Source organism: Cytobacillus firmus (assembly GCF_023715565.1).
GTDB lineage: Bacteria > Bacillota > Bacilli > Bacillales > Cytobacillaceae > Cytobacillus > Cytobacillus firmus_C.
In genome coordinates, this window is record NZ_JAMBOJ010000003.1 from 71,221 (window position 1) to 84,120 (window position 12,900).

At 42.2% G+C, this 12,900-nt stretch carries 12 protein-coding genes; 1 reads left to right on the forward strand and 11 read right to left on the reverse strand.

All coding sequences use genetic code 11. From position 1 onward, the window contains the following. Positions 1 to 116 precede the first annotated feature (116 nt). The 6 genes from hemL to hemA form a co-directional block, all read right to left on the reverse strand. A complete protein-coding gene (gene hemL, locus M3205_RS01870) occupies positions 117 to 1,403 on the reverse strand; it encodes a glutamate-1-semialdehyde 2,1-aminomutase (protein WP_251168370.1) in 1,287 nt (428 codons plus the stop codon). 54 nt (positions 1,404 to 1,457) lie between these two features. Continuing rightward, entirely contained in the window at positions 1,458 to 2,438 is a 981-nt protein-coding gene (gene hemB, locus M3205_RS01875) for a porphobilinogen synthase (protein WP_251168371.1), read from the reverse strand. Further along, positions 2,438 to 3,217, reverse strand: coding sequence for a uroporphyrinogen-III synthase (locus tag M3205_RS01880; protein WP_251168372.1), 780 nt, complete (start codon positions 3,215 to 3,217; stop codon positions 2,438 to 2,440). Before M3205_RS01880 ends, hemB begins: the two co-directional genes overlap by 1 nt. After that, complete coding sequence (hemC, locus tag M3205_RS01885) at positions 3,214 to 4,149, reverse strand: hydroxymethylbilane synthase (protein WP_251168373.1); 936 nt, start codon at positions 4,147 to 4,149, stop codon at positions 3,214 to 3,216. Before hemC ends, M3205_RS01880 begins: the two co-directional genes overlap by 4 nt. 287 nt (positions 4,150 to 4,436) lie before the next feature. Next, entirely contained in the window at positions 4,437 to 5,270 is an 834-nt protein-coding gene (locus M3205_RS01890) for a cytochrome c biogenesis protein (RefSeq protein WP_251168374.1), read from the reverse strand. Between the two features lie 14 nt (positions 5,271 to 5,284). Further along, entirely contained in the window at positions 5,285 to 6,634 is a 1,350-nt protein-coding gene (gene hemA / locus M3205_RS01895) for a glutamyl-tRNA reductase (RefSeq protein ID WP_251168375.1), read from the reverse strand. 213 nt (positions 6,635 to 6,847) lie between these two features. Here hemA and M3205_RS01900 point away from each other — a divergent pair, with 213 nt between their 5' ends. Continuing rightward, positions 6,848 to 7,333: a LiaI-LiaF-like domain-containing protein gene (locus M3205_RS01900; protein WP_251168376.1), complete on the forward strand. Its 486-nt coding sequence runs from the start codon at positions 6,848 to 6,850 to the stop codon at positions 7,331 to 7,333. A gap of 47 nt (positions 7,334 to 7,380) precedes the next feature. On the opposite strand, the gene M3205_RS01905 is transcribed toward M3205_RS01900, so the two are convergent. From M3205_RS01905 to lon, 5 genes are all read right to left on the reverse strand, one after another. Further along, positions 7,381 to 8,118, reverse strand: coding sequence for an amino acid ABC transporter ATP-binding protein (locus M3205_RS01905; protein WP_285885942.1), 738 nt, complete (start codon positions 8,116 to 8,118; stop codon positions 7,381 to 7,383). A gap of 13 nt (positions 8,119 to 8,131) precedes the next feature. Next, entirely contained in the window at positions 8,132 to 8,758 is a 627-nt protein-coding gene (locus M3205_RS01910) for an amino acid ABC transporter permease (protein ID WP_251168423.1), read from the reverse strand. A 104-nt stretch (positions 8,759 to 8,862) separates the two neighbouring features. Then, positions 8,863 to 9,645 carry a transporter substrate-binding domain-containing protein gene (locus tag M3205_RS01915; protein ID WP_251168377.1) on the reverse strand — a complete coding sequence of 261 codons (783 nt, stop codon included), beginning with the start codon at positions 9,643 to 9,645 and terminating at the stop codon, positions 8,863 to 8,865. 325 nt (positions 9,646 to 9,970) lie between these two features. Then, on the reverse strand, positions 9,971 to 10,552 hold the full coding sequence (gene yihA, locus M3205_RS01920) for a ribosome biogenesis GTP-binding protein YihA/YsxC (protein WP_251168378.1): 582 nt from the start codon (positions 10,550 to 10,552) through the stop codon (positions 9,971 to 9,973). Next, positions 10,549 to 12,876: an endopeptidase La gene (gene lon / locus M3205_RS01925; RefSeq protein WP_251168379.1), complete on the reverse strand. Its 2,328-nt coding sequence runs from the start codon at positions 12,874 to 12,876 to the stop codon at positions 10,549 to 10,551. Before lon ends, yihA begins: the two co-directional genes overlap by 4 nt. Positions 12,877 to 12,900 lie beyond the last annotated feature (24 nt).

Sequence of the window (12,900 nt, forward strand, 5' to 3'; positions counted from 1 at the left end):
TTTAATCACTATGTCATTAACAATCCTATGAAGGATGAGGGTACTTTATGATTAGAAAAATCACGCTTTAAGGGAACAAAAAACACTCATCCAAAATGATGAGTGTCAGGTTTTACTTATTTTAATTTGGAGAAAGCCTTCTCAGCAGCACTGATTGTTTTTTCGATATCCTCATCTGTGTGTGCAGTTGATAGGAAAAGACCTTCGAATTGGGATGGAGGCAGGAAGACTCCCTGGTTTGCCATTTCCCTATAATATTCCGCAAAAAATTCAAGGTTGGATGTTTTAGCTTTTTCATAGTTAGTAACGTCTTCATTTGTAAAGAAGATGCCAATCATGGATCCGGCACGGTTGATGGTATGCGGGATATCATATTTTTCAGCAGCTGCCTTAAGTCCTTCTTCCAGTCTGTCTGCTTTTCTTTCAAATTCTTTGTAGGAATCCGGTGTCAGCTGGCTTAAAGTCTCGAAACCTGCTGTCATGGCAAGAGGATTTCCTGATAATGTTCCTGCCTGGTAAATTGGACCGCTTGGTGCAATCTGCTTCATTATTTCAGCTTTTCCGCCATATGCACCGACTGGGAGACCGCCGCCAATAACTTTGCCAAGGCATGTAATGTCCGGTTTCACCCCAAAATAGCCCTGCGCACAATTGTAGCCAACGCGGAATCCGGTCATTACCTCATCAAAGATAAGCAGGGATCCGTTTTGCTCTGTAATTTCTCTTAAGCCTTCAAGGAAGCCCGGCTGAGGAGGAACGACTCCCATATTTCCAGCTACCGGCTCCACAATCACACCTGCAATATCATCTCCGAATTGCTCGAAAGCATATCTTACGCTTTCAAGATCATTGTAAGGAACTGTGATGGTGTTTTTAGCAACACCTTCAGGAACTCCCGGACTGTCAGGCAGTCCCAGAGTTGCTACACCGGAGCCCGCTTTTATTAAAAGCGAATCGCCGTGGCCGTGATAGCAGCCTTCAAATTTCATGATTTTATTTCGACTAGTGTATCCTCGTGCAAGTCTTAAAGCACTCATGGTAGCTTCTGTTCCGGAAGAAACCATCCTAACCACTTCGATTGAAGGAACGCGCTCAATAACAAGCTTGGCAAGCTCATTTTCAATTTCAGTTGGAGCTCCGAAGCTTGTCCCCATTTCAGCAACTTTCTTAATACCCTCGACCACACGTTCGTTTGTATGACCTAGAATTAAAGGGCCCCAGGACAAAACATAATCGATATATTCATTGCCATCGATATCGTAGATTTTTGATCCGTTTCCGCGTTCCATAAAAATGGGATCCATATTAACCGATTTAAAGGCACGTACAGGAGAGTTTACTCCTCCAGGCATCAATTCGCTTGCCTCTTTAAAAGCCTTTTTAGATTTTTCATAAGAGCGCATGTCATCCCTCTTTTCTATTTAATAAGGAGTTTCATTAACTAATGATCTGCAGTTTTATTCTTGTTCTTTAATCCACCTTGCCGCATCTTTGGCATGGTAAGTAATGATTAAATCACTTCCAGCACGCTTCATGCCTGTAAGCATTTCCATGACTATTTTTTGTTCATCTATCCAGCCGTTTTGTGCCGCAGCTTTAACCATTGAATATTCACCGCTTACATTATAAATCACAATTGGCAAATTGATGTTGTTCTTAACGTCCCGTACAATGTCCAAATAAGGCATTCCCGGCTTAACAATGAGGAAGTCTGCCCCTTCCATTAAATCAGATTCAGCTTCGCGCATGGCTTCCATTCGGTTGGCAGGATCCATCTGATACGCCTTCCGGTCGCCAAATTGCGGTGTACTGTCAGCTGCATCCCGGAAAGGGCCATAGAATGCAGATGAATATTTAACCGCATAAGACATAACAGGGATATCTTCAAATCCTGCTTCATCGAGACCTGCCCGAATGGCTGCTGTAAACCCATCCATCATATTGGATGGCGCAATAATGTCTGCTCCTGCTTTAGCCTGGCTTACAGCCGTCTGCACAAGCAGTTCCAGAGATGCATCATTCAGCACTTCCCCATTTTCAATTAAACCGCAGTGGCCATGATCGGTATACTCGCAAAGGCAAGTATCAGCAATAATGATAACTTCCGGAAATTTAGCTTTAATAAATCTTGTAGCTTCCTGTACGATTCCATGATCATGATAAGCCTGCTGCCCGCATGCATCTTTCTCTTTAGGAATTCCAAATAAAAGAACGGATTTTATACCAAGAGAAACGACTTCGTTCATCTCCTCTTCGAGATGATCCAGTGATAGGTTGAAGATGCCTGGCATTGAAGGTATTTCTCTTTTAATGCCTTCTCCTTCTGCCACAAAAATCGGATAAATTAAATCCTCTGTACGCAAGAAGTTTTCACGGATAAGCGCTCTCATATTCGCACTTTTACGAAGACGTCTATGCCTGTTAAATTGAAGATCCATTATATTCCCCTCCTGGTTTCTGCTAAGTATCTAATAATGCTCTTAAGCATGCTATGTACTGTATATTCTTCCGGAACTGCATGTACCTGCAGGCCATACGCCTCTGCACGTTCTTTTGTCACAGGACCTATGCAGCCCACCACACTGTCTTTTACAGCAGTCAGAAATCCAAGTTCCTTAACAGCCTCCATAAAATGATCCACTGTTGATGGACTGGTAAAAGGAAGAATGTCTAATCCTTTTCCTGAAAGCTGGTCTTTTAACAGATTGATGCTTTTACGCGGAAAAACAGTTTTATAAACAATAATTTCATCTACTCTTGCACCCTTTTCCGAGAGAGATGCTGCGATATAGCCACGTGCCAGATTTCCTTTAGGGATCAATATCTTCATCCCTTCTTCTACTAATGGCAAAAAATCCTCAACAAACCCTTCAGCAACATATTCTCCGGGTACAAAGTCCACCTTTAATCCCTTGTCAACAAGGAATTTTTTAGTATTCTCACCGATCACCGCTATTTTAGGGAAGGAGCTGCTCAGACTAAAATTATCAAAAAAAGCATCCACAGCAGTTTTGCTGGTGAATATCACCCAGTCATAAGTATGAATCTCCTTATGGGCCTGAACTAAAGCTTTATTCCATAATGGCTCGAAAGCAATCAGGGGGATCTCAACCGGCATCCCCCCATAGCTTCGTATAAGCGCTGAAAAGGACTGAGCCTGTTTTTTCCCTCTTGGCACCAGAACATTCATGCCTTCTAAAGGGGAAGTCCCTTTCATTGCCCGTCAAGCTCCTCTTTTACCCTGTCGATAAGTGCTTTAGCTCCCTGGCCGGTTAACTTAGCAGCCACCTTATCACCAAGTTCTTCAGGTTTTGAACCTTTTAGGGTCTCCTTATAAACCACTTTACCATCAGGAGAGCCTACGAGTCCTGTTAACTCCAATTCCCCTGTTTCATTCATTGTGGCAAACCCTGCAATCGGAACCTGGCAGCCGCCTTCCATCTTATGCAGGAACGCACGCTCTGCACGCACAGTCTGGTTCGTCTCAGGGCATGTGAATTTATCCAGCAATGCCCGAAGCTCCTTATCACTTTCACGGCACTCAATGGAAAGTGCTCCCTGGCCCACAGCCGGCACACAGATTTCCGGCTCCAGGAATTCAGTAACAACATCCGATGCCCAGCCCATCCTGGATAGACCTGCAGCCGCAAGAATAATCGCATCATATTCTTCTGTTTCCAGTTTGGATAATCGGGTATCTATGTTTCCTCTGATCCACTTAATCTCGAGATCCGGACGCTGCGCCAGAAGCTGCGCCCCTCTGCGCAGGCTGCTTGTTCCAATTACAGATCCCGGTTTTAGGTCATTCAGTTTGATATGCCCTTTTGAAATCAGTGCATCCCGATGGTCTTCTCTTTCCGGAATACTTCCAATAATCAAACCTTCCGGAAGAACAGCCGGCATATCCTTCATGCTATGTACAGCCATATCAATTTCCTCATCAAGCATGGCCTGTTCGATTTCCTTTACGAACAACCCCTTTCCTCCGACCTTTGAAAGGGTAACATCAAGAATTTTATCACCTTTTGTGACAATTTCCTTTACTTCAAACTCAAAGGATGGATCAATGTTTTTCAATTGGCTAATCACCCAGTTCGTCTGAGTTAATGCCAGCTTGCTTCGTCTTGAACCTACAATTATTTTTCTCATAACAGCCTCCTGCAATTATGTCTGGCAGCGAACATCCGCCTCCGCTTTTTTTTCCAGCTTCGGCTCCTAGCCCCTCGAGGTCATAAGCTGTTCTGCTCTGCGGCATACTGCGCCGCGGCCGCAGACCATCTTATGCTTGTCGGGGCTGCTCAGTCGCCTCCGCTTTTCTTTGTCCAGCTTCGGCTCCTAGCCCCTCGAGGTCATAAGCTGTTCTGCTCTGCGGCATACTGCGCCGCGGCCGCAGACCATCTTATGCTTGTCGGGGCTGCTCAGTCGCCTCCGCTTTTCTATGAATACCAAAAATGGAAAGATGAAAGTTTGCCGAATAAAAAGAAGTTAATTAATACAATTAAAAATGATGCCGAATTCCAGAGTGCTAATGATTTTCCATATAAGCCCTTTCCGACTTTCATATAGAGATAAATACTATATAAAGCCAGGACAATGAATGAACCGATTACCTTGGAATCATACCAGACCATATGCGGCAGCTTAATGTATGCCCACTGGATGCCTAAAATTAAACTTATCATCAGCATAGGTACACCAATTACATTTAATACATAAGACATATGTTCAAGCTTCGACAGATCCGTAATCCTGAGCAGCCTAGTTCCCCACTTTTTCCGTTTCAGCAAATCATATTGAATAAGATACAGCAATGAAAAAACGAAGGAAAGAGAGAACGCTCCATAAGAAAGGATCGCAACTGTTATATGAATCAGCAGCAGTTCAGATATGAGCTGCTGCGCTTTTACAGCCGAATCAATCTGCACAGGTGCGAATGTATGGATCGCCATTATGATGAAGCCAAGAACATTTGTAAAAAAGACGATAAAATCAACTCTGAGCAGCCTGTTAATTCCCAAGGAAAGAGTGATAAGCACCCAGGCATAAAAATACAGGCCCTCAAAAATGGTTAATACGGGAAATCTTCCTGTATTAATCATATAAAGTATTAGAAATAACGTTTGAAGCACCCATACAAATGCAAGTAACCAGAAGGCAACTCTATTCGCCTTCCGGTTATGATGAAGAAAATCAATAAAATATAACAAGACACATAAGGCATACAGAACCACCGTGAATTCATGCAGCCGCGTCATATAGATGTCAAACATGGACAGAACCCCTTTTATGATTGAAAGGAAGTCTGCTGTGATTGAGCGAATGCGTGCTTTGGTTTAGTTGCTGGGTGCACGTTCTGCTGATCTGAAACAAGTTCTTCTATATTAAAGATTTTTACAAATAAATCTAATGCCTGTTCGGAATCTTTCTGCCCAGCCATTTCTTTAGCTTGTAAAATAGGATCTTTTAATAGCTGATTAATAATGCTCTTTGTATGCTTGTTCAGCACTTTTTTATCACGATCACTCAAATGCGGCAGCTTTCTTTCAATGCTTGTCATTGTTTCACTCTGTATAGCCAATGCTTTCTCACGCAAGGCGGAAATGACCGGAACAACACCAAGCAGGTTCAGCCATTGCTTGAACTCAACAATCTCTCCTTCAATCATCAGCTGAATCTTTTCGACTGCCTTTTTACGCTCCTGAAGGTTCGCTTCAACAATGCCTTCAAGATCATCGATATCATATAGGAAAACACTGTCCAGGTCTGCGAGTTTCGGATCAAGGTCTCTTGGAACAGCAATATCAACCATAAATAGAGGCTTGCCTTTGCGCATTCTTTCTGCGTAAGCCATCATATCTTTTGTGACAACAAATTCTTTGGCCCCTGTAGAACTGATTAAAATATCAGCTTCAACAAGAGCACATTGAAGCTCATGCAGTGTTTTTGCCTGGCCCGCATAACGGCTTGCAAGATTCTGTGCTTTTTCAAATGTACGGTTAATAACCGTTACTTTGCTGGCTCCGTTGGCATGAAGATTCTGGATTGCCAGCTCACCCATTTTACCGGCTCCTAATATTAGAACATGTTTATTTTCAAGTGATCCAAAAATCTTCTTTGCCAGTTCCACAGCTGCATAGCTGACAGAGACTGCATTTGCCCCTATTTCCGTTTCGGAGTGTGCACGCTTAGCAATCGTTACTGCCTGCTTAAACAAGTGGTTAAATACAGTACCGGTTGAATTTTCCGATTGAGCTCCCAGAAAACTGGACCTTACCTGTCCTAAAATCTGTGTCTCTCCAAGGATCATGGAGTTTAGGCCGCATGCTACTTTGAATAGATGCTCTATGGCCCCATCCCCTTCATAAATGAATAGGAATGGCGAAAATTCATTCTGATCCATATTGAAATGTTCTGCCAAAAATTCCTTAATATAATAACGGCCAGTATGAAGCTGGTCCACAACTGCATAAATTTCGGTCCGATTGCAAGTAGACAGAATGACATTCTCTAAAATGCTTTTTTTGTCATTTAAAGTCCTCATTGCCTCGCCCAATTGTGAAGGATTAAAGGTTAGACGTTCACGGATTTCAACAGGGGCAGTTTTATAGTTAAGACCGACGACTAAGATATGCATTGAAATTGACACCCCCAGAATTATTGCCTAGTTCATTAATATTAATTATATCATTTCTATTTTTTCAATTAATGCTTAAATGTGAACAGATAATGAACACATATGATAATATATTTTAAACAGGAGCCTTATATATAGACAAATATACCCTTATGTAGAGTAACAAAAAAACTTGTCGGATTCAAGTGAACCTTATTGGAAGTGGTGTTTTTCATGAAAAATCAGCGTATATTTCCTGGAATTATTTTACTAGGATTTGGAGCCTACTTTTTTCTCCAGCAGAGTGGCTTTACTGCCTTACAGTCTTTTTATTCCTGGCCGACTCTTCTCATTATCGTCGGAGCAGCTTTTTTAATTCAGGGATATGGTGCAAGGGATTATGATTCCATATTGCCTGGGGTCATTTTAACCGGATTTGGCCTGCATTTTCATGTGGTGAACCGCCTTGAAATTTGGCCGGATCATATTGGTACATTCATTTTAATAATTGCTCTCGGCTTCCTCCTTCGTCATCAGAAAACAGGTGCAGGATTCTTCCAGGGTATCTTATTCTTAATTCTTGCCGCTTTGCTGCTGTTTTATGACAGAGTAGCTGAGTGGATGGGACTTCTTGAAAATGGAGTCTCGGATGTTTGGCAGTTTTGGCCAATCCTGTTAATGCTAATTGGATTGTATTTTTTATTATCAAAGAAAAAATAAAAGACAGGGATATTTTACTTTTCCCTGTCTTTTACCATTCAAACTGTTCAGAGAACCGAATCCAAAAAGTTTTTGGTCCTCTGCTCTTTTGGATTATTAAACAAATCCTCTGGATGTCCCACTTCTACAATTCTTCCGTCATGCATATAGACAGCCCAGTCTGCCACTTCTCTTGCAAAGCCCATTTCATGCGTGACGACAACCATTGTCATACCTTCGAGGGCCAGTTCCTTCATTGTGGAAAGCACTTCCCCCACCAGCTCCGGATCCAGTGCCGATGTTGGCTCATCAAAGAGCATGATATCAGGCTTCATAGCCAGTGCCCTTGCAATGGCTACACGCTGCTTTTGTCCGCCTGAAAGTTTTGATGGATACACATTCTCCTTGTCAGAAAGCCCAACTTTTTTTAATAGATCCTGGGCATCTTTTTTCACTTGGTCCTTAGGAAGCTTTTTCACATGCAAAGGTGCTTCCATCACATTTTCGAGAACAGTCATATGAGGAAATAAATGAAAATGCTGAAAGACCATTCCTACTTTTTCTCTTACTTTATTTAGGTCATGTGTTTCATTCTCAACCTTTTCACCCTCAAAAATGATATTGCCGCTATCCTTTAATTCAAGAAAGTTTAAGCATCGGAGCAGTGTGCTTTTTCCGGACCCGCTGGCACCAATCAGGCAAACAACATCACTTTCCTTCACTGTTATGTCAATATCTTTCAGGACATGGAGATCCCCGAATGATTTGTTCAATTTTTCTACCTTAATCATGTACGATTTACTCATTCCTCATCCCTCCTCAATCACTGCTTGCCATTCTTTTCTCAATCACATTTACAAGGATGGAGAAAATAAGCACAAGTACTAAATAGTAAACAGCTACGATCAGCAAATAGCTCATGTAGTCATATTCATTGGAACCATATGTTGTAGCCACGTTAAAGAGCTCGTACATACCGATGAAGGAAGCCAGTGAGGAATCCTTCAATGCAATAATAAACTGATTCCCAAGAGGCGGCATAGCCCGGCGGAATGCCTGAGGAAGAATGATTCTTCTCATCGCAAGGCCGGCAGTCATACCCAGTGAACGTCCTGCTTCCATTTGACCTTTGTCGATGGATTGAATGGAGCCCCTGAAGATTTCGGCTATATAGGCACCGTTGTGAAAAGCAAGTCCTAGGACAACCGACCAAAACTGTGAAATATCCAGCGCTGTCAATCCGAAATAGAATATAAATATCTGGACAACAAGAGGCGTTCCCCTTACAAGAAAGATATAGATATCTGCAATCCATTCAAGAACTTTCACTTTTGATATCTTTAAAAAGGCAAAAAACAACCCTATAAAAATAGCAATAAACACTGATACAATGGTTAATTGAAAGGTTAAGAGCATCCCCTTTAAAAATACGGGATATGTATCCATAAACTTTGTAAATAAATCCACAAAAATCCCCCTTCAGATGGCAATTTCAATTTGTGCCAAAAAAACAAAACAGGCGAATGTCTGATACACATCCGCCCGCAATGTTATTCCTTCTCAGGATCAACTGTTATATCTTCACCGATATATTTTTTGCTGATTTCTGTAAGTGTTCCATTCTCGCGAAGTGTTTTAAGAGCTTCATTAACTTTTTCGAGCAGCTCTTTATTATCCTTTGCAACTGCAATTGCCTGCTCACTACGGCCAAGCAGCTCCTTGCCTTCAATTTTTATTCCGGCGCCAATTGCTTCTTTGCCTGTAACAAAATCAGTAATAACAGCATCATGTTTTCCCTTGCTCAATGCTTCCAGGGCGACCACATCACTATCATAAAACTTAATGTTGTCTGTCACTTCCTCTGCATTCGAAGTATATGTGGATCCTTTTGATACTGCTATCTCCTTGCCTTCAAGCTCTGACAGTGTCTCAACCGTGCTATCCGGTCGCACATATATTTGCGGACCTGAATAGTAATATGGAGTTGAGAAATTGACTGCTTTCAAACGTTCCTCGGTAATGGTGTGGCTGGCTACCGCTGCATCAAAACGGCCTGATTTAACTCCCTCCACTATACCACCGAACTTAAATTTATTCTGAACCGGTTCAAGTCCGAGTTCTTTTGCTACAGCCTCTGCTACATCAATATCAAAGCCACTCATACTTCCATCATCATTTGTGTAACTAAAAGGTTTGAACTCTCCCGAAGCCGCATATGTAAATTTATCTTCGTCTACTAGATCCATTCCGCTTTTAGACGCTTCCTCTGATCCGCATGCAGCCAGGACCAATACAAAAGCAGCTGCCATGATTCCTTTTAACCAATGTCTCACTAGTATAAATTCCCCCTTCAGTATCTCTCTTTTTTATGTGCCCTTTAACTCTATCACTATTTATGAATATTCTCAAAATTCATATTTTGTGATAATTCATGAAATAAAGGTAAATAAGCACTTCTCATTAAGTGGTACTCTATAAACTCCAATATAACCCCTTTTTCTACCGTATCCTTTAAATTCCTTACCATTCGACAAAAATAATATACAGTTAATTCCAAAAGTATAGTGATATACAGGATATCTCAAATGCCCTTTTCTAGGATGAAAGACCCTAATGCAGAAAACAAAAAATCCCGCTGCAAACTGCGGGATTTTTTGTTTACATATAGCTTTTTAATGCCGACCAGGCCTGCTCTTTCCCATAGCCTGTTTCAGAAGAAAACATAATGATTTGATCATTCGGATCGATATCCAATGTTTCTTTCGTTATTTTCATATGCTTTTGCCACTTAGATTTCGGTATTTTATCCGCTTTAGTGGCAATCACCACACATGGAATTTCATAATGCTTTAAAAAGTTGTACATCATGACATCGTCTCTTGAAGGGGGATGGCGCAAATCAACAATCAGCACAACTGCTTTCAACTGCTCTCTGTTTGTTAAATATGTTTCTATCATCTTTCCCCAAGCTTCACGTTCCTTTTTGGATACCTTTGCATACCCGTAGCCCGGAACATCAACAAAGTGGAGCATTTCGTTAATAAGGTAAAAATTCAGGGTTTGTGTCTTCCCCGGCTTAGAGGATATTCTGGCAAGTCCTCTTCGATTAAGCATTTTATTAATGAATGAAGATTTGCCGACGTTCGAACGGCCTGCCAGGGCAAATTCGGGCAAATGACTTTCAGGATATTGATCAGGCTTAACAGCACTGATGACTATTTCTGAGCTAGTTACTTTCATGCTTGTGCACCGCCATTCAGGGCATGTTTCAAAACTTCGTCCACATGTGATACCAAAACGAAATCAAGTTCTTCCCTGATGCTTTCAGGGATATCTTCTATGTCTTTTTCATTATCTTTAGGGAGAATGATCTTTGTCAATCCTGCACGATGAGCGCTCAAAGATTTTTCTTTCAAGCCGCCAATAGGAAGCACCCGGCCTCTTAACGTAATTTCCCCTGTCATTCCCACCTCTTTACGGATGGGTTTTCCTGAAAGAGCAGAAACCAGGGCAGTTGTAATTGTTATTCCGGCAGATGGGCCGTCTTTCGGGACTGCACCTTCAGGAACATGAATATGAATGTCATGCTTTTCATGGAAATTCTCATCAATGCCAAGTTCTTTTGCTTTTGAACGAACATAACTGAATGCCGCTTGAGCAGACTCTTTCATCACATCCCCCAGCTTGCCTGTAAGAACGAGCTTTCCTTTTCCGGGAGAAAGGGAGACTTCAATTTGAAGGGTATCGCCGCCAACTGTTGTATAGGCAAGACCGGTGGCGACGCCAACCTGGTCTTCAAGCTCAGCCTGACCATAGCGGTATTTTGGCTTTCCAAGAAACTCTTCAGCATTTTTTGTGTTGACAATCACTTTCTTCTTTTCCCCGGATACGATAATTTTAGCCGTTTTTCTGCAGATAGTAGCCAGCTGGCGTTCCAAACCGCGGACTCCGGCCTCACGAGTATAATAGCGGACTACCTTCTGAAGTCCATCCTCGCGAATCTGAAGCTGGGATTTTGATAGACCATGCTCTTTAATTTGCTTAGGCAGCAAGTGGTCTTTAGCTATGTGGATCTTCTCCTGCTCCGTATAGCCTGCAATCGTGATAATTTCCATTCTGTCCAGCAGCGGGCCAGGAATTGTGCCAAGATTATTGGCTGTGGCTATGAACATGACCTTTGAAAGATCATAGGTTTCTTCAATGTAATGATCACTAAAATTATGGTTCTGCTCCGGGTCTAAAACTTCCAGCATCGCTGATGAAGGATCCCCGCGGAAATCAGAGGACATTTTGTCGATTTCATCAAGCAGGAATACAGGGTTAATCGTCCCTGCCTTTTTCATGCCCTGAATGATACGGCCAGGCATGGCACCAACATAAGTTCTTCTATGTCCGCGAATCTCAGACTCATCCCGGACTCCGCCAAGGGATACACGGACGAAATTGCGGTTCAGCGATGTTGCAATAGAACGCGCAAGACTTGTTTTACCGACACCTGGAGGCCCTGCCAGGCATAGGATTGGTCCTTTAAGGGAGTTCGTCAGCTTTTGCACTGCGAGGTATTCCAAAACCCGTTCTTTTACTTTTTCCAGGCCATAATGGTCTTCATTCAGGATTCTCTCGGCCCTCTGAATATCCAGGTCATCTTCTGTTGACTTCGACCAGGGCAATGTGACAAGCCACTCAATATAATTGCGGATAACCGCGCTTTCGGCTGAACTGGATGGAACTTTTTCATAGCGATCCAGTTCTTTTAATGCGGTAAGCTGCACATGCTCAGGCATGCCGGCGTTTTCAATCTTTTCGGTCAGCTCAGCGATTTCTCCTGTCTTGCCTTCCTTATCCCCAAGTTCTTTTTGGATTGCCTTCATCTGTTCACGCAGATAATATTCCTTCTGCGTGCGTTCCATTGATTTTTTCACACGCTGGCCAATCTTTTTCTCGAGGTTCAGAACTTCTTTTTCATTATGGATGATTTCAATAACCTGATTCATGCGCTCTTTTACATCAATGGTTTCAAGTATTTCCTGTTTTTCCTTCAGCTTTAAAGGCAAGTGGGAAGAAATGATATCTGCCATACGTCCCGGCTCTTCTATATCTGTTACAGAAGAATAAGTTTCAGCTGATATTTTCTTCGATACCTTTATGTATTGCTCAAAATATTCAAGCATTGTCCTCATCAATGCTTGATCTTCTACGTCCTTTTTCTCAGGATCCTCAAAAACCTTCACACTTACAGAATAATGTTCAGTTTCGTCCTGAAAATCAATGATTTCCGCTCTCTTAAGCCCTTCAACAAGAACACGGATTGTACCGTTTGGAAGCTTGAGCATCTGCTTGACACGTGTGAGCGTGCCCATTCCATATAGATCATCTTCTGATGGTTCATCTATAGATATATCCTTTTGTGTTGTTAAGAAAATTAAATGGTCATCTACCATTGCTTTTTCCAGAGCCTGAACCGATTTATCCCGGCCTACATCCAAATGCAAAACCATGGTCGGATAAACCAGCAAGCCCCGAAGCGGCAGGAGGGGGACGATGATTTCTTTCTTTTTCGCCATTCCATTGCACCTCCAAAATGCATC